The organism is Limisphaera sp. 4302-co, from assembly GCF_049537155.1.
Classification (GTDB): Bacteria; Verrucomicrobiota; Verrucomicrobiia; order Limisphaerales; family Limisphaeraceae; genus Limisphaera.
Genome location: NZ_JBMVQZ010000004.1, coordinates 126,295 through 149,983, shown reverse-complemented (window position 1 = coordinate 149,983; position 23,689 = coordinate 126,295). Strand labels below are relative to the sequence as shown.

Below are 23,689 nucleotides of genomic sequence, written 5' to 3'. Positions count from 1 at the left end.
GGCCGTCGGGCTCGGGCGCAATGTCCGGTCTCACTTTCCGCCCTGATGATCGGCAGACGCCGTGACTTCGCGGATCTCCCTGGAACGCCAGACGTAGTAGATCGCGGGATAGACCAGAAGCTCCATGATCGTGGAGGTGATGACGCCGCCGATCATGGGTGCGGCGATGCGTTTCATGACGTCGGCACCGGCCCCATGACTCCACATGATGGGCATCAGACCGGCGATGATGACCGTGGCGGTCATGGCTTTGGGGCGGACGCGCTTGACCGCGCCGTGATAGATGGCATCGCGCAGGGCGGCCAGGCTGGTCAGACGGCCCTCCTTCTTCCACTGCTCGTAGGCTAGGTCCAGGTAAAGCAGCATCACCACCCCCGTTTCAGCATCCAGACCAGCCAGTGCGATGATCCCCACCCAGACAGCGACGCTCAGGTTGTAGTCCAGCAGGTGCAGTCCCCAGAAAGCCCCGATCAGCGAGAACGGCACGGCCAGCATGACAATGGCCGTTTTGATGAGTGAGCCGGTGTTGATGTAGATGATCATGATGATGATCAGCAGGGTGAGGGGCACCACAATCATCAGGCGTTGCCTGGCCCGCAGCATGTATTCGTACTGGCCACTCCAGAAGATGCTGTAACCGGTCGGGAGTTTGATCGTGCCATTGGCAATCGCCTCGTTCACGGCGCGCATGGCCATTTGCACGTACGTGCCCACGTCAATGCCGTGCATATCCACGTAAACCCATGCGTTGGGAACGGCCGCCTCGCTCTTGATCGAGGGCGGCCCCTCCACGATCCGCAGCGAAGCCAGCTGGCCCAGCGGCACCTGCGCACCGGTGGGGGTCGGAATGACAATGTCGCGCTCCAAGGTCTCGATGTCCGAGCGGTAGTCCCGGTTGTAGCGCAGGTTGATCGGATAGCGTTCCAATCCCTCGACGGTGGTCAGCAAGACTTTGCCGCCCAGCGCAACCGATAGCACTTCCTGAACATCGGCCAGTCTCAATCCGTAACGGGCGATGGCGTCGCGGTCGATCTCGACCTCGACGTAGGTGGCACCCATGACGCGCTCGCCATAGACGCTGGTGGTGTGGGGCACCTGCTTGACCACGGCCTCGATTTCCGAGGCGATGCGCTGCAGCTCGCGCAAATCCGGCCCCGCCACCTTGATGCCCACGGGCGTCTTGATGCCCGTGGAGAGCATGTCGATGCGGGTTTTGATGGGCATGGCCCACGCATTGGCCAGGCCGGGGAACTGGATGGCTTGGTTGAGTGCGTCCACCAGCTCATCGGGCGTGCGGCGGCGGTGGGCGATCACCCTGCCCTCGGCATCCTTGATGTCCACCTCGGGCCATTCCTCCTCGGGCTTGAGCATGATCGTGGTTTCGATCATGTCCAACGGGGCGGGATCGGTGGCGGTCTCCGCCCGCCCGATCTTGCCGAAGGCGTGGTGCACCTCGGGAAAGCTCTTGATGATCTTGTCGGTCTGCTGCAACAGCTCCCGGGCCTTGGTGATGGAAATGCCCGGGAAGGTGGTGGGCATGTAGAGAAGGTCGCCTTCATACAGCGGCGGCATGAATTCGGACCCGATGTTTTGGAAGGGGAACAGCCCTCCCAGCTTGAAGACCAGTTCCTTCAGCGGGCCGTCGGGAAGGAACCGGGCGGCAAGTCGGTTGGTCGGCAGGAAGGTCCAGATCACGAGGCCTGCCGCGGCTGCAATGACGATCCAGCGCCAGCGAATGATGAGGTCAATGAGAGGATGATACAGCCAGATCAGGAGCCGGTTGACGGGATTCTTTTCCTCCGGCGGGATTCGCCCCCGAATAAAGTAGCCCATGAGGACTGGGGCCAGCGTCACGGACAACACGGCCGCGGCAGCCATCGAGTAGGTTTTGGTGTATGCCAAAGGCTTGAAGAGGCGGCCCTCCTGTTCCTGCAAGGTGAACACCGGCAGGAAGCTCACCGTGATCACGAGAAGGGCATAGAAAAGGGTCGGGCCCACCTCGATCGACGCGTCGCGGATGATCTGCCAATGCGGTTTCCTGCCCTGGTCATGCTCCAGGTGCTTGTGGGCGTTCTCGATCATGATGATGACGGCATCCACCATGGCGCCGATGGCGATGGCGATGCCACCCAGGGACATGATGTTCGAGCTGATTCCCTGCCCGAACATGATCAAAAAGGAAATCAGCACGGCGATGGGCAGAATGACAATGGCCACCAGGGCGCTTCGCAGATGCAAAAGGAAGGCCGCACAGACCAGGGCGACAACGATGCTCTCCTCGATGAGCTTTTCCTCCAGCGTCCTGACGGCCCGGTCGATCAGCGCGCTGCGGTCATAGACGATCTTGTATTTCACGTCGGGCGGCAGGGATTTCATCGCGTGGTCAAGCTGCTTCTTGACGTCCTGGATGACCTTGTAGGCGTTGGCGCCATAGCGGACGACGACGATGCCGCCGACGACTTCGCCTTCGCCGTTGAGCTCGGCCAGGCCCCGGCGCATCTCGGGCCCGAACTGCACATCGGCGACCTGGCCGAGGAGGATGGGCACGCCGTCAGGGCCAACCCCGACGGCAACCTTCCGCAATGCCTCCAGGTCCTGCACATATCCTTTGATGCGGAGGATGTATTCCCGCTCGGCCAGCTCGATCGAGCGGCCGCCGACCTCGCCACTGCTGCCTTGGATGGCGCGACTGACGTCGGCAAGAGAGAGGTTGTAGGCCCGGAGCTTTTCGGGATCGACCGTCACCTGATATTGCTTCACATACCCGCCCACGGATGCGACCTCGGACACACCGTCCACTGCCAGAAGCTGGTATTTGATGTGCCAATCCTGCCAACTGCGCAGTTCCCACAAATCCCGTTGGTCCGATTCCAGGACGTACATGAACGCCCAGCCCACGCCGGTGGCGTCCGGTCCGAGCGTGGCTGTCACTCCCGGGGGCAGTTGGCCGGTCAGCCCGCCGAGGTATTCCAGCACGCGGCTTCGTGCCCAATAGAGGTCCGTGCCGTCCTCAAAAATCACATAGACGAACGAAAAGCCGTAGAACGAGTATCCCCGGACCACCTTTGCATAAGGCACCCCCAGCATCCTGGTGGCGATTGGATAGGTGACCTGGTCCTCGACGATCCGCGGGGCCTGGCCGGGGTATTCCGTGTAAATGATGACCTGGACGTCCGAAAGGTCCGGAATGGCGTCCAGGGGAATGTTGCGTATCGCGTACACGCCACCCACGATCAGGGCCAGCGTGGTCACCAGCACGAGGAACTTGTTCTTCAGCGAGAAGTCTATGATGCGTTGGAGCATGACGTGTCAGCGAAGGTTTCCATGGGTGGGGTGGAAGGCCGGGCCGCGGCAACGGCGGAGCGCATAGCTCGGCGTCGCCGGGCCCGGGGCAGCACGCGGCGGACGATGGTCTGGTCCGGCCGCGACGGCGAGGCGGACTAAGATAACGGTATGCAGAAGCTCACGGCGGTCATCTATCGGGATGATCAGACCGACTGGTTGGTCGCGGAATGTCCGGAACCCGGGGTCGCCTCGCAGGGAAAAACGGAGGACGAGGCACTGGCCAGTTTGAAGGAGGCCACCCGGCTCTACCTCGAATCCTTCCCCCGGGCGCTGCCGAAACCTGCCACAGTGATCCAGTTCGAGCTGACTCATGCCTGGACTGCCCATTGTTTCCGGACAGGAAGCAGTGCGGGCCTTCCAACGTCCGGGATTCTCCATGGACCGCCAACGCGGCACGCATGTGGTCTTGAAAAAGCGCACGCCGACCGGCGAGGTGGGCTGTGTGATTCCCATGCATTCGGAGCTCGCGGCGGGGACGCTGCGGAGTGCCCTGCAGACCGCCAAGGTGAGCATGGACGAATTCAGGGACGCCCTCTGATTGGGGGCGGGCCGGGACCGCCGTTGCGGTTGGCCTGCGCCTGCAAGTTGTGTGGTGAGGCGGGTGGACACGGCGGATGCAGGTCAGTGTTCGTGGCGGTCGGACAGTGGATCCATCCCGGCAGGCGGATGCGCCTTGCGCCAGTGTTCCTCGACAATCTTGCCGTGCTCGACGGTCGAGGTGGGCACCAGGTCCATTTCGCACTCGGGGCATTTGCCCGGTTTGTCCGACACGACATGGGCGTGGGACTTCATCGGGCATGTGTAGAGCGTGGGCATGGGCGCCGCGGTGGCCTGGTCCTGCGGCTGCGGCCTGGCGGAGGGTTCCGGCGCGGGCGGCTTCGGTTTTCCCATGACCGGGATGAGCGTCATGCGGCAACGCGGGCACTTGCCCGGTTTGTCCAGCTTCACGTCGGCGTGTTCGGACATCGGGCAGGTGTAGTACTCGACCGTGCCGCCGGGATGTATCTTCTCGAGAAGGGCCTCCGAGACCGGCACCAGGGTCATGCCGCAGATGGGGCATTGGCCGGGATGATCATACTCGATGGCCACATGTTCGGGCATGGGGCAGATGTAGATCAGCTTCTCCGCCTGCGGGGTGGCAGCCGGGGCTGGCTGGGCGGGCATGTTGGTCATGCCGGGCATGGCCATGGGCGCCGGCCCGGTTTGCTCGGGTTCGAGCATCTTTTGCAGGGCCTCGCGCAACTGGCTCTCGGAGTCGAGCATGAACTGGCCCGACACGACGACTCGTTCGCCCGGCAGCAAACCGGAAAAGACCTGTACCATGTCGTCTTCAGCCCTGGGCCCCAAGCGGACCTGCCGGGGCTCGAACCTGCCGCCGCCGAGGGCCACGAAGACGGTGTTGCGTGTGCCGCTGCGCAGGACGGCCGACTCGGGCACCAGCAGAGCAACCGGATCGAGTTCACGGGTCAGCTCGACCCGGGCATACATGCCCGGTTTGAGGAAGAAACCCGGGTTGTGGAACTCCATGCGGACGCGCAGGGTCCGAGTTTTTTCGTCCAGGTTCGGATAAATGTAGGTGACGCGGCCGCGGAATTTGCGGTCGGGCAGATAAGACAGGGTCATCAGCGCCTCCTGGCCGAGCTCGATGAACGGCAGATCCTGTTCGTACACCTGTGCGTGTACCCAGACGATACTCAGATCCGCCAGCCGGTACAGTCTCTGTCCCGGCTGCACCATCTCGCCTTCGACGACGTTTTTCTCCCGGACGAACCCGTCAATGGGGGCCACCACCCGGAGGGTTTTCCTGGGCTTGCGTGTGCGTTCGAGCTCGGCGATCTGTTCCTCGCTGATATCCCAGTATTCCAACTTCAGCCGCGCGGTTTGCCGCAGCGCCTCCCTGCCGGGATCCCGGGTCGAGAGGCCTTCCAGAGCCAGCAGATATTCGATCTGTGCGGAATAAAGTTCCGGTGAATAGATTTCAAAGAGGGGATCTCCCTTGTGCACCTGCGCACCTGTGTAATCCACGTACAATTTCTCGATCCAGCCCCGGAATTTGACCGTGACGTCGGCAAGGGAGGTTTCGTCGTGTTCGATGATTCCTACGGTCCGGATGGTGCGCCGGAGCGGGCCGTTGGTGACGACGGTGGTGCGGATGCCCATGTTCTGGATCGTCACGGGATCAATGACGATCGTGGAGCCGCCCGGTTCCTCGTCCTCGTAGACCGGGATGAGATCGATGCCCATGGGGGACTTGCCGGGTTTGTCGGAGATGTAGGTCGGGTCCATGGGCGCCCGCCAGTATTTGATCTTGCGCTCGCCTTTGGCGCCTGTCGTTCCGGTCGGGGCCGTTTTGCGGATGGGGGTAAGTTTCATGCCGCAGATGGGGCAGTTACCGGGGCGGTCCTGGATGACCTGTGGGTGCATGCCACAGGTGTAAAGGGTCTTGCCTTCCGCCCGGCCGGCTGTCTCCGCCCGAGCCGTGCCCGGGCCGGAGCGTGTGCCGAGGTAATAGCCGCCCAAAGCGGCTCCGACCAGCAGGACGATGATTGCAAGGAGTTTCAGCGCTTTCATGATCTGGTCAATGTTCGTCTCGGGCCGAAGCGGGCATCTCTCATGTCCGGGGCACATTTGCTCATTGAGCTTCGGGCGAAAAATCGGAGGCGCTCCTGGACGACAACACCGGTGCACCTTCAGGGGTGATGCCAACGATCACCAGCGACAGCTCTGCCAATGCGAGTTCTCGCTGCAAACGGGCGTCCACCTCGGCCAATTGGAAATTCAGCAAGGTGCGCTCGGCATCGATCAGGTTGAAGAAGTCGATCTGCCCGGCCAGGTAACCGGCCCGGGCCACTTCCAGAGACTGGCGCGCCTTGGGAATGAGCCTCTGTAGAAGCAGCTTCAGGTTGCGCTCGCTCTCCCGGTAACTGAACATGCGTTCGGCAAAGGCCACCGCCAGGGTGATTTCCTCGGCGCTCAACCGTGCCTCGGCGGCACCCTTCTCGGCCTGTGCCTGTGCGATTTCAGCCGCGATTTTGTCGCGCCAGATGGGCAGCGTCATGCCCACAGCCGGGCGGACCATCACCGGCGCGGCTTTGGCATCGGCCATCACCCCCGCGCTGAAGTCGGGCACACGCGACTTGTAGGCCAGACGCAACGACGCCTCGGCCCGGGCCACTTCCGCGGCCATGGCTTTGAGGCGCGGGTTCAGCTCGTAAGCCCGGGCCAGCAGCCGGTCCGCGTCCAGATCCAGCGGTGTGGACTCGAAGCGTTTCGGCAAGGGTGGCGCGGGCGCATCGGCCTGCAGTCCGAGCGCGGCTTTGAACTGCGCGATGAGCGGATGGCGCGAGTCCTCCAGGTTTTCGATCTCGGTCTGGATGCGGTCCTGTTCAATCTGGGCGCGCAGCACGTCCTGCAACGTCACCTTGCCCGCCTCGTTTTGGGCCCGGGCAATGGTTTCCAGCTCGGCCAACAGGCGCAGCATCTCACGATTGACCCGCAAGGTGTCTTCCAGGAAATACAACCGATAGTACGCCTGCTTGACCCGGTAGGCCGCGCGGAGAACCTCCTCCACAAATCGCTGGTAACGAGCCTCGCTCTCGGCCGTGGCCGCTTCTGCGCGAAGCCGCAGCTTGCCGGGTCCGGGGAACTCCTGCATCAGCCCGGGCATGACCGCCGAAACGATTTCACCAATGTCCATCTGGAAGGTCAGCCGCAAATCCGGTAACGACCGCATCTGCGTCACGCGCTCCACGGAAGCCGCCCAATCGAAGTAGGCCGCCCGGACCCGCGGATCGTTGAGCATGGCATGCGCCAGGTAGCTCTGCAGGCCGGCTTCGCCGTCGAGGGTCGGAAGGGTTTGCCGATCCCGTCCCGGCTGGTAGACGTCCGTCACAGTGGCCAGGTCGTTGCGGAGCTGCGATTCGCGGGCCGCGGGGATGCCCCGGCAGCCGGTCCATGCCAGAAGTCCCATTCCGGCCAGCAGCCACAACAGCCTGTCGAGGCGGGCCACTGGTCGGGGTTGAACGGCCTCCCGCCGGCGAAGAGAGGGACTCTGGCCGGAGGTCCGCTGGAGTCGTGCGGAGACTCTGCTGCCGTTCAAGTCGGGGGCACCGCTCTCGCCGGTCTTTCCCGGCCCGGTTGGGCAGATCAGGTCGGATTCATGACCATCCGTCTTTCGCATGGCAGTTTGCGGTTGACCAGAACGGGTCTTGCATTGGCTGTCCCCTGCCCCGGCCTGGTTGGCTTGACGATTCAAAGACCTTGCCTGGCCGGGCGTTTCCCGGCCCAGCGACGGCCACCCAGCCGAAACATCTGCCCGCGCATTGGCCGCAGGGCAATACACCCCCTGCCCGGACGGAGACGCCGGGTTGGTCACTCGCACTTGCTAGATCCCGCGGCGCGCGGCGAATCGTCCCGCGCCGCGACCGCCTCAGTGCTGGTGTCCTCCGGCCGACTGCCCTTCGGATGCGGCAGCGTTGCCGGAGAGTTTGGCCAGGTACTTGGCAGGGTCCTGCTGGAAGTCCTTCAGGCAGTCCTTGCAGCAGAGCTTGATCTCCTGGCCCGCGTGCACAAATGTGTAAGCCCCGCCGTGGTCATCGAGTTTTTCGCCCGACACGATGCACACGTCGAGCGGGTAGGGTTTGGCCGAGGCTGTCGCCTCGCCGGTGCCGGAGCCGGAACCACATCCGACACCTGCCCACGCCACAAGACACGCTGCCATCGCAGCACCTGTCCACCGGATGGTTTTCATCATGACCAGTCTCCTGTTTGCTTCTGGTGGTTGCGCGGGTCGGCCGATCTTCACGGGCCGACACCGGTCATCAAGCCATTCTACACCGATCCGGTGCGGACCCCTCACACTTTTTGCCTCCAGGACGGCCAAAGGTGTCGCAGCCCGGGTTGAGCGCGGGAGGTTGGCTGACGATGAAGTTCAAGTTGGTGCGGGATGTCCGCGGAATCGGGGTAGAATGGAGTGGACAGAGCCGCGCGTCACGGGACGATATGGCCGACCCCGATGGTGCGGACCGAGGGTTGAACGGGATCGGCAAAGCCGCGGCCCGGGTTGACCGTGCGGTGGAACAAACTGGTCGGAACAATGAAAAGCAAACACGAAAGGGACGATGCGGCGGATCTGAGTGAGCTGCTCCGCTCGGCGCGTCCGGAGGCACGGCTTCCGGACGGATTCGGAGCATCGGTATGGCGGCGAATCGAGCAGAGCGAAGAGACCACGGAGTCCTCCCCGCCCTGGTGGGTTCGGCTGGCATGGATGTGGGTGGAGCCGCGCCGCGCCTTTGCGACGCTGGCACTCGTGTCGCTTCTAGGCGCCGCCACGGGCCTGGTGCAGGGGTGGCAGTGGTCGGAACGCCTGGCGCGAGATCGGTACGTCACCGTGGTCAGCCCCTTGCCTCCCTGGCCATGAACAACCGGATTGCCGCCTGGATCGTCACCTGCGCGGTGGTTTTGTCGGTGGGCCTGTTTTTCCTGACCGCCCGCTGGACGGCGCGTTTGTCGGCCGAGCGCTGGAGCCATCCCCAGGACGACCTGGCGTGGCTGCGGCGGGAGTTTCGCCTCGGGCAGGAGGAGATGAGCCGCATCCGCCGTCTTCACGAGGGCTATCTGCCGGTCTGCCGCGAATGGTGCGCGCGCATTGCGGCCAAGAAGGCCGAGCTGGAATCGGAGTTGAGCCACAGCGGCGGTTTCACACCGCGTGCGGCGGAACTGGTTCGTGAGCTTGCGGCCCTGCGAGCCGAGTGCCAGGTGGCGATGCTCCGGCATTTCGAGGAGGTCAGCCGGGCCATGCCGCCCGACCAGGGACGCCGCTATTTTGCGGAGATGCTCCGGCTGACCCTGGGGAGCCACGAAGCCACCGAACGGGCCATGGCCTTGGAATCCTCCGGTGTTCATGAACACCGTTGACACGGACGAACTCGACCGCCGTGCCATGCAACGGCTGGCCCGTGGCGACGACGCGGCCCTGGACGAGCTGATGGAACGCCATGCGCCGGGAGTCCATCGTCTGTTGCTGGGCCTGGTGCAGGATCCGCAGGACGCACTGGACCTGGCGCAGGAAGTGTTCGTGCGCGTGTACCGGGCCCGGAGCCGGTTTCGAGCGTCGGATCGTTTCGTTCCGTGGTTGTACACGATTGCTGCCAACCTGGCGCGGAACCGGTTGCGCTGGCGCCAACGGCATCCCACGGTGCCATGGGATCCGCTGGAGAGTGACGGTCGGGACGCCGTCCATCCGGTCCGCACGGTGTCCGATTCGATCCCCGATCCGGCCGAGCAGTTGATGTCGGGCGAGCGCATCCAGGCCGTGCGCCGCGCGGTCGCCGAACTGCCGCCGCAGCTGCGGGAGGTGGTGGTGCTGTGCGAGTGGGAAGGGTTGTCCCGGGCGGAAGCGGCCCGTGTGCTCGGCACGACGACCAAAGGGGTGGAGTCCCGGCTTTACCGGGCGCGGCAGATCCTTCGTGACCGGTTGCGTGCGTGGCTTTGATTGTGCCCCCCGCCTGCCGGTGGCGTGGTTGCATGAGAGATGCCGCCCCCGGCCAGGGGACTCGCAGATCTCCGCCCACGAACTGGAAGACCGCCACCTCCAGCCTTTCAGGGTCCGGGTGTCGTCCGCACGCATCCAAGGGACAGGGACCGGTAGATTTGGCTTGCGTTGTCCCGGAGAATGGGTGTGCCTACGGGGAAGCCTGCCGGGGAGGCGGGTTACCAGAAACGCTTATGCAGGGCACACTGTCACTCAAGTTTTTGCGGTCCGTCCTGAAGGTGGCGGAAGAAACCGCCGTGGGTGCGGGCGAGCAGTTGCGCCGGCACCTGCACGCGACCAAGGCGGTCCAGCTTGCCACGCATCACGACATCAAACTCGAGCTGGACGTGCGCACGCAGGAACGGATTCAACGTCAGCTGCAACGGGCCTTTCCGGAAATCCCGGTCGTGGGCGAGGAGGGATCGTCCGAGGCGACAGCGACCGGGCTGCGCTGGGTCGTGGATCCGATCGACGGCACGGTGAACTTTGCACACAACATTCCGCATGCGTGCGTGTGCCTTGCGTTGCAGGCGCGGACTTCGCTGATACCGCCGGAATGGCCGCGGTCGTGCGGGGCCTCGCCCTGGACCACCGTTGTGGGAGTGATCCACGATCCGTTCGTGAACGAACTCTGGACGGCCATCCGGGGTGAACCCGCCCGGCTGAACGGTCGGGTCATTCGGGTCAGTCGGATCGCCCGACTGGAAGAGGCGATGATCACGATCGGGTTTTCGAAGACCCGTTCCAACCTCGAGAAGTCCCTGCCCTACTTCGCCTGGCTGGCGCGCCGGGCGCGCAAGGTCCGCATCATGGGATCGGCGGGGTTGGGACTGGCCTACGTGGCCTGCGGGCGGTTCGACGCCTACATCGAACGGCAGGTGCGTCTTTGGGACATTGCCGCGGGCGGGCTGCTGGTCGAATGCGCCGGCGGGAGGTTCTGGACGCGGCCCTGGTCACGCGGCCACACGGGTCGCGAAGCCTACGCGATGGTGGCAAGCAACGGTCTGTTGGACGGGCTCCTGCCCCGCCCCCGCTGAGTGCGGCCGGGCGGGGCGTCAGTCCCGGATGAAGCATTCGCCCCGCGGCACCGCCGGCGGTTTCGTGTCCCGGCCCCGGCGGTCTGGGAAGCCGGTCAGTCGCGCGTCCGTGCTTTACGGTGCTTCCAGAGCTGCGCGGTAGAATCGTGTCGAGCCTCCCGTGCCGACCGGCAGCTCGAGCCAGCGACCCGTCGCCGGGAAGAGAATGATTTCCAGTTCCACGGGGCTCCAAGTGACCGGCGGTTCGAGGTCGGATGCGGACTCCAGTCGCACGGCCCGATTGGCTGGCTGCCAGATTCGCAACCACACGCGGCCGTCCCCGCGAAGTTCGGCCGCGAAGACCCATCGTTCGGCCGGGTTGCCGGGACTCGTACCCGCGAGATACTCGAGCGCGTTCGGGTCGCCGTCGCCGTCCGGATCGGCGTCCGGTGCCGCTTCCAGCCCGGGCAGATCGCCAAACCAGCGCGATTGCCATGCTTCCCACGATTCCCAACCGGCCAGTTCGTCGCGGATCCAGAGTGTCAACAGCGCGACGGCCTGGCCGTCCACGAGCGAAGTGGCGATCGGCGGCATCTGACCAGGGCCCCGGATGGAGACCCTGCGCAGGAGTTCCGACCGGGACGGCTCGGCAGGCACGACCAACCTTTGATCGTCCTCTTCCCGGCCGTGGAAAAGGGGTGCGTTCAGGAGTCCTGCCTCGGCCGTGGGTCTGAAGAGTCGCGCGTCCCAGCGGGCCATCTGGACACCTCCCGGATGGTGGCACTGGGCGCAGTTGACCGCCAGCCAGGACCGGACACGGTATTCGACGCTGACAGTTTCGTCCTCCGGCCGGGCCAGGGCGCGCCATCCGGTGGTTGAAGTGGGCGGGTTGCTGAAGTATCCCGCCTCAGCCAGGGCAAGGATCTGGTTGGTCACCACCCCGTCGTAATCGTGAGGCTTGTGTAGTTGCGGGGTGTTGAAGCCGAGGGCGAAACCGGCCGAGGTTCGATGACACTGCAGGCACTCCACCCGGCTGGGGTAGTGCCACAGCTGGGTCCGCAGTACCGTGCCGTCGGTGTTGTAGATCACGAAAGTCTCGTCCAGCCCCTCCTCCGGGACCAACGATGCGTCGGCCGGCGATTCGCCCCAGCGATAGGTGACTCCGTAACCGTTCTGACCGTCGAAGACCAACAGCCTGGTTTCCAACCGCCGCGCCGATGCGGGCAGGCCGTTGGTCAACTCCAGTTCAAAATGTTTCACCCAGACCGTCCCTGGCGGGAAACGCCAGGGCTCTGTGGGATGGAACACGATCGTGCGTCCCGGGTCCGGCACGGAAAACCACCGTCGTTTGGAGGCACCGTCCGACCAGAACGGCAGGTTCAGATCATACGCCACGACACCCGCAGCCGGTCGCAGGGTGACCAGGTCCTCGAACGCCCCGGTTTCGGCCAGCGTCTGCGGGATGGGTTCCCCCACGAAGTTGGTGTTGTACACGATGCGCCGGATGACCGAGTTGGTGCCGAACCGCAGGTCCACATACAGGATGTCCCCGTTGCGCGGGTCGGTGCCGAAGCAGGAAATGCCGCCGGCGTTGAACGGTCCGCCGAGAGGACTTTGGAAGAGGAACCGGTTCTCGATCACGTTCGTTCCGTCGCTCTTCAGCGCCCAGATCCGCCCGCTGCCGTAGTCGCCAAAGACATAGGCACCGTGGAGGTCCGGAAATCGGTGACCGCGATAGACCACTCCGCCCGTCACGGAATAGCCGAGGGACCGGCCGTAATCCACCAGGGGTCGTGCATGCCGGAAGCCCGCGGGAATCCACGCGCTGTTGGTCCGCTGAAAGTTGCCTTCGAAATAGCTCCAACCGTAATTGCCGCCCCGTTCGATGAGGTTGACCTCTTCGCGCGTGGACTGGCCCACGTCGCCGCAGAACAGGCGGCCCGTCTCCGGGTCGAACGCCATCCGCCAGGGATTCCGCAGGCCCACGGCCCAGAACTCGGTGCGGACCTGTGCCGGGTTGACCGGCCGGCCGTTGAACTCGGTGGCGCCCACGAAAGGATTGTCCGGAGGCACCGCGTAATGCCCGGCCACGGCCGGATGCGGGTTGGGCGGCAGGCTGTCCGGCCGCTGGTCCACGTCAATCCGCAGGATGCCGGCAAAGAAGTCGCGGTCAATCCGCTGGCTGTTGTCGTAGCGATCGTGTGCTCCCCCCTCGTCTCCCAGCGAGACATAGAGGTAACCGTCCGGGCCGAAGTGCAGGTCGCCCCCGTTGTGATTGTTCGCCTGATCGTACTGCACCAGCAGGCGGACTTCGGACGTGGGATCGGCCCGGTTGGGATCGTCGGACCGGGTCTGGAACCGCGCCAGGATGTCGTGCAGGGCGTTGACCGCGCCCGGCACCGCCGTGGTGGCCGGCCCGGTGTAAAACACGAAGAAATACCGGTTGGTGGCGTAGCCCGGGTGAAACGCCAGTCCCAACAAACCGCGCTCATCGCTGACGCTCAAGCTGGTGCTCACCCGCGCGCTGATGTCCAGAAACACGGTCCGGGTGGGCTGGGCCAGGTTGGTGATCACCACGATCCGACCCGACTTTTCCACGACAAACAGCCGGTTGGTCTCGCCCGGGGGCGATGCCAGGGCCACCGCGTTCGTGAAAACCAGGCCCGGAAAGGCCTCCACCTGGGTGTAACCAAAGCGCCCGGGCACCAACGGCATCCGCAGCGTGGTGTTCGGTTCCCGCTGCAGCGGACCCGCGCGCAGGGAACCGTCCGCACCGGGAAACCACGAGAGCGCAGCCAGCGACAAAAGGCAGGCTCGGAGAACGCACGGATTTGGCTCCACGCCGGAACGTTGTGCCACCCATCCGGGTCTGTCAAAGCCGCCGCGGGGCAACCTCGGGACTGACGGACAAAGGCGGCGGCATCCGGGCGGCCGCTTCAGGGGCGGCGGTTCCACGGCGAGTGGCACATCACGGCAGCCGCCCACCGGTTCGAACCCGGTCAGGACCGATGGACAGGTCCATGGCGTTCAGTCAGCAACCGGGCCGGATTCACCCTGCCCGGCTTCGGCAATGGCCCGGGCCAACAAGGGCCGCACCCGTTCGGAATAGTGCAGCTCAAGCGCCGCTGCACGGCCGGCCGGCGACATCTTTTTCCACGACCGGGCCAGGGCGTTGACCAGTTTGTCCTCGGAGGTCCGGCTCGCAAGGTCTTCCAGTTGATGCTCGAGAAACACCAGACAGAGCGCGTCTTCGAGCACCTGCGTTTCCGGATCGTGCGGCAATCCCTTTTTGAGGTTGAGCTCCTGCACCCGTCGGACGATCTCCTCGGGATAGCCCACCTCACGCAAAATCCTGGCCGATTGTTCGGCGTGAAACCGCTGCAAAGTCGTGCGCCAGCGGAGGTACCCTGCCCGGTCCATGGGAAAGGATTCCCGGGGGATTTCCCACCGCCGGAGGTGCTGGCAACGTGCCGCCAGACGCAGGGCTTCGCTCGCCTGCGGGCAGAGTCGCAAGACCCACTCCGTCAGCCAGCGGGCATAAACCAGTTCCCGCGGCAGGCGCTCGCCGTTGATCTCCAGCGTGTTCGGGTCGCGTGCGTTTTCCTCGTCGAACCGGCGGATCGCTTCCGCAAAACGCACCGGGTCAGCAGGTCGAAACTCCGTTTGCATGGCTGGCCAAGGTTTCGGAGGAAGTCGCCCAGGCGCAAGACCGGCCGAACTGATGGGCTTTGGACCGCCACCCGCCGCACCGCCTTTTCAACCCGCCCGGGGTCCCCCGTGGGCTGGCGTGCATTCCTGTTTCGCCTCGTGCTCCGGCTGGACGCGGTCGGCCCGGATGGCCCGCGCGCGATACCATCGCATGGCCAGGCAGTCGACCAGCCCACGCCAAAGCCGGTTGCGAATGCCGTACTTGGACTGTCCCCGAGTCCGCGGCCGGTGGTTCACCGGCATCTCCACCACCTCGTATCCCTGATAACGCAGCACCGTGGGCAGAAACCGATGCAACCCGTTGAACGGAAGCACCTCCTGCAGGGCTGCGCGGCGCATCACCCGCAGGGCGCAGCCCGCGTCGGCCACCCGGTCGCCGGTCACCAGGTTCCGAAAGGCATTGGCGATTCGCGAAGAGACCCGGCGGATCCAGGGGTCCCGACGCCTTTGTCGGACCCCACAGACAGCAGCCACTCCGGCTTCCAGGCGCGCCAACATGGCGGGCAGGTCATGCGGGTCGTTCTGCCCGTCGGCATCCAGCGTGATCACGATCTCGCCCCGCGCGCGGGCAAATCCTGTCAAAAAGGCGGCGCTTTGCCCCGCGTTGAACCGGTGCCGGATCAAACGCAGCCAGGGCCACAGGGCCCGCAACCGTTCCACCTCGGCCGGACCACCGTCGGTGCTCCCGTCGTCCACCACCAGCACTTCGAACGGCGCACCAATTGCGGTCATGACCTCCGCCAACTCGGTCAACAACGGTTGGAGATTGTCCCGTTCGTTGTAAACCGGCAGCACCACTGAGAATCGCGGTGCGTCCTCCGCCGGGCCGGCCGCACCGGCCGGGTGTTTCCCGCCTGCTCTCTGTTCCTCCGCCTGCATGGTCCGTCCGTCGAACGCCCGTCATCATACGACGGTCCCGGAACACAGAACAATGGCCATTCCCGACCCGCGTCCGCAGCCGGGGCATCTCACGTCCGGGACCCGGCTTGTTCCGACTGGTCCCGGCCTCCGCCGCGTTCCACTCTGGAGATGATGCAGGCGGCGAGCTTGATTTCCCAAACGGCCACCCCTGTCACGGCCGGGGCACGCGTGAGGAGACAGCCGGGGGTACGACGCGGCGGTGCCTGCCGGTGTCGGTTTTTCCCGCCGCCCGGCGGACGTTTCGGCCCTTCTTTCATCCCGAGCCGGGCCACCCTGGGCCTCGCGCTGCTTGTGACACTCCTGACGCCGGCGCCGCCGGCCGGGGCACAACCCGCCCCTCGCACGCACACCACACCACGAACCTTCGAGCCCCCCGTTTCGCGCGCCGATTGGGAGAACCGCGCCCGCCAGATCCGCGAGCAGATCCTGGTCAGCGCCGGTCTGTGGCCGATGCCGGAGCGGGCGCCGCTGCGCGTCCACAGGTTCGGGCGCATCGAACACGCGGGTTACAGCGTGGAGAAGGTCCTGCTGGAGACCTGGCCGGGGTTTTACCTGGGAGGGAACCTTTATCTGCCGCTCGGTCAGGGTCCGGGCCCCTTTCCCGCGGTCCTCACGCCTCACGGCCACTGGCCCCAAGGTCGCGCCACGGACATGCCCGAGGGCAGCATCCCTGCCCGTTGCATCCATTTCGCCCGACACGGCATCGCGGCTTTCGCATATGACATGGTCGGCTACGGCGACACCTACTTCGCCGGAGACAGCTCGGAAACGTTGCGCCCGGCGGATTTCTCGCAGCGTCATCGCGCCTTCCCGGACACGCCGGAGACGCGTCTTTGGGGGGTAAACCTGCTCGGCCTTCAGCTCTGGAACAGCCTCTGCGCGCTGGATTTCCTGGCCGCTCTGCCCGAGGTGGACGCCCGCCGCATCGGTGTGACCGGCGCCTCCGGTGGCGCCACGCAAACCTTCCTTCTGGCGGCCGTGGACGATCGGCCCGCCGTTCTCGGGCCCGTCTGCATGGTCTCCCACACCATGCAGGGTGGATGCGTCTGTGAAAACGCGCCGGGACTGCGCATCCGCTTTTCGAATCTCGACTTCGCGGCAGCGGCCGCGCCCCGTCCTCAGATCCTCGTCGGCGCCACCGGCGACTGGACCCGAACGACACTGGAGGTCGAAGGTCCCGCGGTGGAAACGGTCTATCACATCCTCGGCGCACCGGAACGGCTCCGTTACGTGCGATTCGACGCCGGTCACAATTACAACCGCGCCAGCCGCGAGGCCGTGTACGCCTGGTTTGAGCATTGGTTGCTCGGGCGCCCGGACCGACCGGCCTGCAGGGAAGAACCGTACACAGCCCCACCCACGGAGGAACTCTGGATCGGATCCGATCCGCAACGGCCGCCCACCGCCCTCCGGGCCGAGGAATACGTCCGCACGCGCATCGAAAGCCGCCGTCGCCAGTGGGATCGGCTTCTGCCCAAAAGACGCGAGGATCTCGCCGCGTTCACCCTGGTGGGCCGGCCACTGTGGTTCCACACCCTCCAGCTGGCGCCGCCCTCCGGCCCCCCGCGCATCGTGTTTTCTCCCCTGCAAACCCTCGGCTCGGAACGCCGGATCCGGTTCGAAATCCACGACGGCGAGACGCCGGATCCATTGGAGGGGATCTATCACCTGCCCGCTCGTGAAGTCCGCCGCAACAGACAAAAACCGTGGCTCATCGTCCTCGTGGCCGATCCGGACCCGACCGGCACGGATCCGGACACCTCCGCCCTGCTTGCCGAATGCCTGCAACAGGGGCACAGCGTAATCACCCTCTCCCGATTCACGCCGGTCCCCGGCCCTTCCACCACACCCCATTTCCACACCTACAACCGCACCGCTCTGCAGTCCCGCGTGCGCGACCTGGCCACCGTGCTGAGGAGCGTGGGCCGGCTGGTTCCCAACGGCACGCCCGTGCGCGGCCGGCTCCTGTGGGGCTCCGGCCGGGCCGGTTTGTGGGCCCTGCTGGCCGCGCCCGAGGCGGACGCCGTGGTTGCGGACCTCCGCAAGATCCCGCTCCACGATCCACGCTTGCTTGTGGAACCGGACCTCTTCTGCCCGGGCTACCTCGCCATGAACGGCCCCCTCACACCCGTCCTGCTGGCCGCGCCCCAGCCGTTGCACCTCGCCCGTGCCGGCGAACTCCTGCCTGAAGAGACCGTGAGACACCTCTACGCCGAGCTGGGCCGCCGCAGGGCCTTCCGAACCTCCGACACGCCACCGGATCCCCGGGACATCTTCCGCTGGCTGCGCGGCTTGTGAGCGAATCCCGCCTCAGGGCATCGGCCGCAGGCCGTACACGGGCATGATCGAAAAGTTGTACCCAGCCCGCCAGAAGCCCCTTGTCCCGCCCATGGGACCGGTCACGGCCCTTCCCCTGCTGGGGCACTCTCATCAGTGCATGCCGGCCAGACGTTCCCGCAGCGACGCCACGCGCTGGGCCACGGCCTCCGGATGCGGCGACAGGTCCTGCAGCCTCGTCCAGTACCGGATGGCCTCCTCGTAGTTTCCCAGTTCTTCCTCCATTTGCGCCCGCAACCCGACGATGCGGCCCAGCACCAGCCGGTTCGTTTCGTTCACCGTGCCGTTGTGCAGGCGCCACGCACGTTCGGCCGCCTGCCAAAGATGCCGCGCCCGTTCGGCATCGTGCCGGTGCTGCCATGCCAACCGTCCCAGTTCCAACAGGATTTCCTCGCTGTCCGGGTTGGCCCGCAGTCCGCGGCGGAGGAACACCTCCGCCTGATCCGGTTTGCCCAGCCGGTCGGCCAGCCAGTAGGCCGCGGTCGTGTAGACCCCCACCTGGTGCGGATCGAATTCCGAAGCCAGGCGCAACCACGGCAGGACCTCGGCCTCGGTGCGGCCACCGGCCAGGTGGGTATGCTCGGTCACCTTGAAATGCCGGGCCAGACGCTCGATCCAATCCCGCGGCGCCCCCATGAACCCGCCAGCCACCGCCTCACGGTGGGCCCCGTGCTCATGTTCATCATGCGTGCAATCTTCCGTGCAATGGGCGCGCGTCGCCGGCCCGGCTCCGTGTCCCTCCCCTGCCTCATGATCATGCGCGGCAGGGTCGGCATCCACCCCGTGCTCGCATGCGGCTCGTGCCTGGTCGAAGATGGAGGGGTAATAACCGCTGTGCAGATACACATCCGCCTTCACGAAAAAGTGATTGGCAAACAACCGGCGTCCGTCGCCAAGCAACGCCAGCAGAAAACTGTCCGCATGCGCCCGCCGGCCGCGCCACGCCTCGGAACGCGGCTCCAACCAGGCGGCCAGGGCGACCGCGGTCGTCACCAGTGCACCGGCGATCAGGATCGTCGTTCGCCCGTTCATGTCGGCAACGCCTTCTTGCGGAAGATCCACCACGCCCCCAGGAGAAAGAGCCCCGCGTACACGGCGGCGTACAAGGTGGCCACGCCCACCGCGCCCCAGGCCACCGGCGGATGTTCGTGGATCAACAGATCGCGCACGTCGAACAACTCCAGATGCGGCAGCGCGTAGTACAGGCCGTACACCACCGACCCCCAGGGATCCGGCTGGGCCGCGGCGATCACGTTCAGGTGACCCGCCAGCAGGAGGATGCCCGCGACCACGATGAAACAAATCGTGCTGTTCACCGACGGCGCACTGAAAATCAACGACCCGAGGATCGCCATGCTCACCACCACCGCCAGCATCATCCAGTGCAGCCAGAAGGCCTGCAGACCCAGCGTCCACGACCCGGGCGCACCCTGCAGCGCGCCCACCAGCAGATAGAAACCGTAAAACAGGGCCAGCGCCAGACCGCTCGCCAGCCACACGCCGGCAAACTTCCCCACCACCACCTGCGCGCGCGTCACCGGCTTGGCCAGCAGGGGAAAGATCGTCCGGCTCTCCCGTTCGGCCGGAATCTGCCGCGCCGCCGTGACCACGGCGATCACCAGCGCAGAAACCCAGATCAGCAGCAACGTCACCTCCCGCAGGTAACGCACCACCCGGACGTCCTCGAAAAAGTCCACCGACGCCAGCAACAACGTGATCAGCGCCGTCAGCACAAAAAGGACGTAAAAGTCCTTCCGCCGATACAGCTCCCTCACCACCACACCGGCCAACGCAAACCAGGTTTTCATGCCGCCAGACTCGTCGGATAACCAATGATCCGCAGGAACACCTGTTCCAGATTCGCCTGATGACTCCGCACCAGCTCGTCCACGCGCCCTTCCACCTTCAGCTCGCCCTGGTGCACGATCGCCACCCGGTCGCAGACCGTCTCCACCTCGCCCAGCTCATGAGAGGAAAAGAAGACGGTCTTTCCCTCGTTCTTGAGGCGTTGGATGATCTCGCGCACCTTCATGCGCCCGATCGGGTCCAGGCCGCTGGTGGGCTCGTCCAGGATCAGCAGATCCGGGTCGTTGATCAGCGCCTGCGCCAGGCCGACCCGCTGCTGCATGCCTTTCGAGTAATGCTTCAACTGCCGGTTCCGGGCCGGCTCCAGCTCGACCAGCTTCAGCAACCGCTCGATCCGCCGGTCCAGCTCCGGCCCGCCCAACCCGAACAACCGCCCGTAAAAGCGCAGGATCTCTTCAGCCGTCAGGAACCGATAGTAATACGTCAACTCCGGCAGGTAGCCGATCCGCTGCCGCGCAATCGGATCCTTCACATTCACGCCGAACAGGTACGCCTCCCCGCTCGTGGGCCGCACAAACCCCAACAAGACGTTCATCGTGGTCGTCTTGCCGGCCCCGTTCGGCCCGAGGAACCCGAACACTTCCCCGGGATACACCCGCAACGTCAGGTCCTTCACCGCCACCTTGGGCGGCTCCCCACGCCGCGACGCCGGATACTCCACACGCAAATGCTCCGTCCTCAGGATCGGTTCCACACCTGCCTGCGTAGCAGTTTTCGTGCCCCGCAAGGCAAGTGCGCATGAACCGATCATTATCACGCAATACGCTCGGCATCAATGCGTTGCACGACCGCCGCCCGGCCGATGCCGCCACATCTTCGGCAACTGTTGCTTCCCAACTGCCGCCATGTGTCTCGAAACCGGCCATCTTTTCCCCATCCCGAGACACCTCAGGGGACCCGCCTCTGTCCCGCATTCCTGCCCGACCATCGTCTTTCCCAGTCCATTGGAGCCCCGCTCGAGCAGGTCCATCGACGCCCTGGATCTCCAGCGCGGAGCTCCGTGAGCGCGGTCCCACGGCTCCGACACCTCGCCGTTGTGCCGCGCGCTGCTCCGGCCGCCCGGTTCCGGACCCACACTTCGGCTTTGACCCCGGCCGGGAAGGAACCCACAATCCGAACCGCAGGGTCAGCTCGAAAAGCAAACAACCCCCACAGGAGACAACGTCATGAAGAGAACCATGCAAACACTCGCGTTCGTCGCAGCCCTCACCCTGCCCTGGATCCTCCTCCAAGCAGCGGATGGAGGAGGATCCGGAAGCTCCACAGAAACCTGCAAGGTGGACGACACACAAACCGGCTGCGAGAACCAGGGAGCCAACTGCACCACACAATACGGCAACGCCGGCACCTGTCAGGGAGTCAACAACCCCTCCAAACCCTGCAAGTGCGACCCGGTCCAAATGCCCAAGTATTGACTTCGTCGCTCATGCGATAACCGTCCCAGCATGCCGTGTTCATATTGCAAGCCGTGCCAAGGCAGGGCCCAACCCTGTGCCGTTCCTGCCATGGATCCACAGGGTTGGGCCGTGCTTTTCCCGTACTGATTCCCCGCCTTTCCACAGCCATGCGAGGACTCGTCCGACCCGCCCACGCGAGAACCTCTCAGGCCCTTTCCGCCGCCAGTGCACTCCCGCCAGGTTGTGCCTGCTCCCTGGTCCGGCTTCTCCTCCTCTGCCTCCTGCTCCCAACTTCCAGCAGGTCGTTGTGCGCCGACGCCGGTATCGTACTGCGCGTAGACGGCATCATGGAAGGGCGGACTTACAATCCGCTTACCGGCGCGGAGTATAGGAACGAATACGTTTACGTCGTCTTCAGCGTCTGGCTCGCCGGGGAGCAGTGGCAGCTCCGTTCCACGAACACCTCGCGATCGCAGGCATGGATCATCATTGCCCGGGACAACACCAACACCTATGTGCTCGGGCCTCCCTTCGTTTACAGGAATCCAGCCGCCACCCCGTCAAACCTTCTGTGGGGCACCGTGTACTCATCACCCCTCCTTCTCCTCGACACGTACACAGAAGCGGCTCCCAGTGCCGTTTGGGCTGCATATTGTTTCAGGCCCGATTACATCCGGCCCGACCGGCACGGCCGATATGTCGCCCCACTGCCGGGCGCCCTGCGTTATGGCAGCGGGGTGTTCGGTTACCGGTGGGAATACATCCCCAGCAGCGATGGCCGTTTTGTGGACCTGCTCCGAGTCATTCGCGATCCCAGCCTTGATGTCTCAGAAAGGGAGCAGTTCCTTCACCCGCACTTCGATCCTCCAGAATCACTGCCAGCCTACCTTGAGTGGAGGGACTCCCTCGATGTGGCAAGAAAAACCCCGAGCGGTTTCGTACAGTTCGAACTTCTTATCCACGAGCGATTTGTAACCAATGGCTGGCACATCCCGTTGCGCAGCGAAGCGACCTCATATCTCGCCGGCACACCCGGAAAACCTTGGGTGCACCGCGTACTTCTGACAACGAATGTCTCCGTGTACGCGGACACCTTCAACCCTGTTCCTCGACCGAGCCTGCCCACGCGGGTTCGCGATTACCGGTACCGCCGCTTTGAAAACGACCTCCTCTTCCTCCGTGCCACGTACGTGTTGCAGCCGGGCGAGCCGTGGAGGGGGCCGAACGATCCGGAGCTGCTGGCCCAGGCGGAGGAGTACATCCGCAACGGCCCGCGGTACGACGCCTTCCTGCGCCCGCAAATGCGTCACTACCTCACCTGGCTGGCCTATGCCGCGCTGGTCATCGTGCCCCTGGCGGCCTATGCACTGCGCCGGCGCCTGCCCCGCGGCACGCCTCCCCGCACTTGAACCCCGTACTTCCCGCTCCACCGCCACCTGCCGGCCTTGCCCATCCCGCGCAGCGCGGCCTTCCCAGCCTCCCAAACTCAGATCGGCAGGTGGTCGGAACGGGTGGCTTACAACCCTCTCGTACAGGCCGATCCCAGCCCGAAAGGGCCTGCGCCCCGGCATTCGGCAAAGCAAAAAAGTTCTTGACAGCAGAGAGAGAGAGAGAGAGAGAGTCGGCGGCGTGAGCACCGGGCAAAAACACCGGAGCACCCTCCGAACAGGCTCTCAGGCCGCTGCCGCCGCCCGAGGTGCACCCGGCTCACGGCACCGTCCCCAACCGCGCAAGCCTGCTTTCACACCGGCCCGGCAAAGCGCCCCTGATCGGCCGGCAACCGTATGCCCTGCGACGGCCTTGCGCGGCACCTCCAAGCATCACCACCAACCGCCCATTTCTCACCAGACTTTCAGCCCCACTGCCCATCATGTCGCTCAACAGCGCCTCGATCACAGCCTCTCACCCGTCCAGCTTTCTGCGCACCGTGGCCGGCCCGGCCCACCTGGTCGCAGCCATGGTTCTCCTGCTGTTCGGCCTTTCCAAAACGGCCCTGCTGCTTTGGCCGGCAGCCTCAGACCGCATCCCGAACCTGGTCTTCCCGTTCGCTTCCGATCTGACCGTCCAGTTGCTGGCCGGCTGCTTGGAGCTTGCCCTTGCGATCGTCTGCATCCTCCGCCGCGGCCGACAGGGCCCCAGCCTGCTGCTGGTGGGCTTCGTGGCCACCCTGCTCTGGTACCGCTGGGCGCTGAACCTGCACGGATACCGACCTTCCTGTGGCTGTCTGGGATTGTTGGCCCGACTGCTGCACCTGCCACCCGTACTGGACCGCCTGCTGCCCCAGCTGGCCCTGGGTCTGCTGCTCCTGTGCGCCCTGCCGGCCCTGCTGCAACCCAGGGACGTTCCCCGGCAGACCACCCCAACCCAACCCGTCGCCCCGTGAAACGACCGCCGCCTTCCACACCCAAAGCCACCGGCCCCACGGCTCCGACACCTCGCAGTCGTGCCGCGCGCCGCTCCGGCCGCCCGGTTCCGGACCCGCACTTCGGCTTTGACCTTGGCCGGGAAGGAACCCACAATCCGAACCGCAGGGTCAGTTCGAAAAACAAACAACCCCCAAAGGACAC

The 23,689-nt window shown here is 65.1% G+C and carries 19 protein-coding genes; 9 read left to right on the top strand and 10 right to left on the bottom strand.

Annotated elements, in window-relative coordinates; genetic code table 11:
• Positions 1 to 30: 30 nt before the first annotated feature.
• Entirely contained in the window at positions 31 to 3,303 is a 3,273-nt protein-coding gene (locus tag ACPDIX_RS06030) for an efflux RND transporter permease subunit (protein ID WP_423430877.1), read from the bottom strand.
• Between the two features lie 352 nt (positions 3,304 to 3,655).
• On the opposite strand from ACPDIX_RS06030, the gene ACPDIX_RS06025 reads away from it, so the two are divergent.
• Complete coding sequence (locus tag ACPDIX_RS06025; RefSeq protein ID WP_423430876.1) at positions 3,656 to 3,883, top strand: type II toxin-antitoxin system HicA family toxin; 228 nt, start codon at positions 3,656 to 3,658, stop codon at positions 3,881 to 3,883.
• Positions 3,884 to 3,966: 83 nt separating this feature from the next.
• Here the strand turns inward: ACPDIX_RS06025 and ACPDIX_RS06020 are convergent, their stop codons facing one another.
• The 3 genes from ACPDIX_RS06020 to ACPDIX_RS06010 form a co-directional block, all read right to left on the bottom strand.
• A complete protein-coding gene (locus ACPDIX_RS06020; protein ID WP_423430875.1) occupies positions 3,967 to 5,916 on the bottom strand; it encodes an efflux RND transporter periplasmic adaptor subunit in 1,950 nt (649 codons plus the stop codon).
• 61 nt (positions 5,917 to 5,977) lie between these two features.
• Positions 5,978 to 7,525, bottom strand: a complete 1,548-nt coding sequence (locus ACPDIX_RS06015) for a TolC family protein (RefSeq protein WP_423430874.1) — start codon at positions 7,523 to 7,525, stop codon at positions 5,978 to 5,980.
• Between the two features lie 249 nt (positions 7,526 to 7,774).
• On the bottom strand, positions 7,775 to 8,098 hold the full coding sequence (locus ACPDIX_RS06010) for a hypothetical protein (RefSeq protein WP_423430873.1): 324 nt from the start codon (positions 8,096 to 8,098) through the stop codon (positions 7,775 to 7,777).
• Between the two features lie 342 nt (positions 8,099 to 8,440).
• On the opposite strand from ACPDIX_RS06010, the gene ACPDIX_RS06005 reads away from it, so the two are divergent.
• The 4 genes from ACPDIX_RS06005 (at position 8,441) to ACPDIX_RS05990 (ending at position 10,914) form a co-directional block, all read left to right on the top strand.
• Positions 8,441 to 8,764, top strand: a complete 324-nt coding sequence (locus ACPDIX_RS06005) for a hypothetical protein (RefSeq protein ID WP_423430872.1) — start codon at positions 8,441 to 8,443, stop codon at positions 8,762 to 8,764.
• Positions 8,761 to 9,261, top strand: coding sequence for a periplasmic heavy metal sensor (locus tag ACPDIX_RS06000; protein WP_423430871.1), 501 nt, complete (start codon positions 8,761 to 8,763; stop codon positions 9,259 to 9,261). Before ACPDIX_RS06005 ends, ACPDIX_RS06000 begins: the two co-directional genes overlap by 4 nt.
• Entirely contained in the window at positions 9,248 to 9,838 is a 591-nt protein-coding gene (locus tag ACPDIX_RS05995) for an RNA polymerase sigma factor (protein ID WP_423430870.1), read from the top strand. Before ACPDIX_RS06000 ends, ACPDIX_RS05995 begins: the two co-directional genes overlap by 14 nt.
• Positions 9,839 to 10,071: 233 nt before the next feature.
• The gene (locus tag ACPDIX_RS05990) at positions 10,072 to 10,914 is read left to right on the top strand and encodes an inositol monophosphatase family protein (RefSeq protein WP_423430869.1); all 843 of its coding nucleotides are present in this window, start codon (positions 10,072 to 10,074) and stop codon (positions 10,912 to 10,914) included.
• A gap of 114 nt (positions 10,915 to 11,028) precedes the next feature.
• Here ACPDIX_RS05990 and ACPDIX_RS05985 read toward each other — a convergent pair whose 3' ends face one another.
• The 3 genes from ACPDIX_RS05985 to ACPDIX_RS05975 all read right to left on the bottom strand — a co-directional run bounded on the left by ACPDIX_RS05985 (position 11,029) and on the right by ACPDIX_RS05975 (position 15,480).
• Positions 11,029 to 13,608 (bottom strand): PQQ-dependent sugar dehydrogenase, encoded by a 2,580-nt coding sequence (locus ACPDIX_RS05985; RefSeq protein ID WP_423430868.1) that lies wholly within the window; start codon positions 13,606 to 13,608, stop codon positions 11,029 to 11,031.
• A gap of 312 nt (positions 13,609 to 13,920) precedes the next feature.
• Positions 13,921 to 14,562, bottom strand: a complete 642-nt coding sequence (locus tag ACPDIX_RS05980) for a DUF4202 domain-containing protein (protein WP_423430867.1) — start codon at positions 14,560 to 14,562, stop codon at positions 13,921 to 13,923.
• Positions 14,563 to 14,649: 87 nt separating this feature from the next.
• Positions 14,650 to 15,480, bottom strand: a complete 831-nt coding sequence (locus ACPDIX_RS05975) for a glycosyltransferase family 2 protein (RefSeq protein ID WP_423430866.1) — start codon at positions 15,478 to 15,480, stop codon at positions 14,650 to 14,652.
• A 333-nt stretch (positions 15,481 to 15,813) separates the two neighbouring features.
• Here ACPDIX_RS05975 and ACPDIX_RS05970 point away from each other — a divergent pair, with 333 nt between their 5' ends.
• The gene (locus tag ACPDIX_RS05970) at positions 15,814 to 17,820 is read left to right on the top strand and encodes an alpha/beta hydrolase family protein (protein ID WP_423430865.1); all 2,007 of its coding nucleotides are present in this window, start codon (positions 15,814 to 15,816) and stop codon (positions 17,818 to 17,820) included.
• 132 nt (positions 17,821 to 17,952) lie between these two features.
• On the opposite strand, the gene ACPDIX_RS05965 is transcribed toward ACPDIX_RS05970, so the two are convergent.
• The 3 genes from ACPDIX_RS05965 to ACPDIX_RS05955 are packed head-to-tail and all read right to left on the bottom strand — an operon-like array spanning position 17,953 to position 20,419.
• A complete protein-coding gene (locus ACPDIX_RS05965; RefSeq protein ID WP_423430864.1) occupies positions 17,953 to 18,891 on the bottom strand; it encodes a tetratricopeptide repeat protein in 939 nt (312 codons plus the stop codon).
• Positions 18,888 to 19,667, bottom strand: a complete 780-nt coding sequence (locus tag ACPDIX_RS05960) for an ABC transporter permease (RefSeq protein ID WP_423430863.1) — start codon at positions 19,665 to 19,667, stop codon at positions 18,888 to 18,890. The genes ACPDIX_RS05965 and ACPDIX_RS05960 overlap by 4 nt, the downstream gene beginning before the upstream one ends.
• On the bottom strand, positions 19,664 to 20,419 hold the full coding sequence (locus tag ACPDIX_RS05955; RefSeq protein WP_423430862.1) for an ABC transporter ATP-binding protein: 756 nt from the start codon (positions 20,417 to 20,419) through the stop codon (positions 19,664 to 19,666). The genes ACPDIX_RS05960 and ACPDIX_RS05955 overlap by 4 nt, the downstream gene beginning before the upstream one ends.
• A gap of 472 nt (positions 20,420 to 20,891) precedes the next feature.
• Between ACPDIX_RS05955 and ACPDIX_RS05950 the strand changes: the two genes are divergently transcribed.
• The 3 genes from ACPDIX_RS05950 (at position 20,892) to ACPDIX_RS05940 (ending at position 23,505) form a co-directional block, all read left to right on the top strand.
• Positions 20,892 to 21,140, top strand: coding sequence for a hypothetical protein (locus ACPDIX_RS05950; protein WP_423430861.1), 249 nt, complete (start codon positions 20,892 to 20,894; stop codon positions 21,138 to 21,140).
• Between the two features lie 329 nt (positions 21,141 to 21,469).
• Positions 21,470 to 22,531 carry a hypothetical protein gene (locus tag ACPDIX_RS05945; protein ID WP_423430860.1) on the top strand — a complete coding sequence of 354 codons (1,062 nt, stop codon included), beginning with the start codon at positions 21,470 to 21,472 and terminating at the stop codon, positions 22,529 to 22,531.
• Positions 22,532 to 22,992: 461 nt separating this feature from the next.
• Positions 22,993 to 23,505, top strand: a complete 513-nt coding sequence (locus ACPDIX_RS05940) for a hypothetical protein (RefSeq protein WP_423430859.1) — start codon at positions 22,993 to 22,995, stop codon at positions 23,503 to 23,505.
• The last annotated feature ends 184 nt before the right edge of the window (positions 23,506 to 23,689 follow it).

Coding starts and splice junctions, on each gene's coding strand:
- ACPDIX_RS06030 (WP_423430877.1), bottom strand. CDS start 3,303: ATGCTCCAACGCATCATAGACTTCTCGCTGAAGAACAAGTTCCTCGTG.
- ACPDIX_RS06025 (WP_423430876.1), top strand. CDS start 3,656: ATGCCTGGACTGCCCATTGTTTCCGGACAGGAAGCAGTGCGGGCCTTC.
- ACPDIX_RS06020 (WP_423430875.1), bottom strand. CDS start 5,916: ATGAAAGCGCTGAAACTCCTTGCAATCATCGTCCTGCTGGTCGGAGCC.
- ACPDIX_RS06015 (WP_423430874.1), bottom strand. CDS start 7,525: ATGCGAAAGACGGATGGTCATGAATCCGACCTGATCTGCCCAACCGGG.
- ACPDIX_RS06010 (WP_423430873.1), bottom strand. CDS start 8,098: ATGATGAAAACCATCCGGTGGACAGGTGCTGCGATGGCAGCGTGTCTT.
- ACPDIX_RS06005 (WP_423430872.1), top strand. CDS start 8,441: ATGAAAAGCAAACACGAAAGGGACGATGCGGCGGATCTGAGTGAGCTG.
- ACPDIX_RS06000 (WP_423430871.1), top strand. CDS start 8,761: ATGAACAACCGGATTGCCGCCTGGATCGTCACCTGCGCGGTGGTTTTG.
- ACPDIX_RS05995 (WP_423430870.1), top strand. CDS start 9,248: ATGAACACCGTTGACACGGACGAACTCGACCGCCGTGCCATGCAACGG.
- ACPDIX_RS05990 (WP_423430869.1), top strand. CDS start 10,072: ATGCAGGGCACACTGTCACTCAAGTTTTTGCGGTCCGTCCTGAAGGTG.
- ACPDIX_RS05985 (WP_423430868.1), bottom strand. CDS start 13,608: ATGCCGTTGGTGCCCGGGCGCTTTGGTTACACCCAGGTGGAGGCCTTT.
- ACPDIX_RS05980 (WP_423430867.1), bottom strand. CDS start 14,562: ATGCAAACGGAGTTTCGACCTGCTGACCCGGTGCGTTTTGCGGAAGCG.
- ACPDIX_RS05975 (WP_423430866.1), bottom strand. CDS start 15,480: ATGCAGGCGGAGGAACAGAGAGCAGGCGGGAAACACCCGGCCGGTGCG.
- ACPDIX_RS05965 (WP_423430864.1), bottom strand. CDS start 18,891: ATGAACGGGCGAACGACGATCCTGATCGCCGGTGCACTGGTGACGACC.
- ACPDIX_RS05960 (WP_423430863.1), bottom strand. CDS start 19,667: ATGAAAACCTGGTTTGCGTTGGCCGGTGTGGTGGTGAGGGAGCTGTAT.
- ACPDIX_RS05950 (WP_423430861.1), top strand. CDS start 20,892: ATGAAGAGAACCATGCAAACACTCGCGTTCGTCGCAGCCCTCACCCTG.
- ACPDIX_RS05945 (WP_423430860.1), top strand. CDS start 21,470: ATGGAAGGGCGGACTTACAATCCGCTTACCGGCGCGGAGTATAGGAAC.
- ACPDIX_RS05940 (WP_423430859.1), top strand. CDS start 22,993: ATGTCGCTCAACAGCGCCTCGATCACAGCCTCTCACCCGTCCAGCTTT.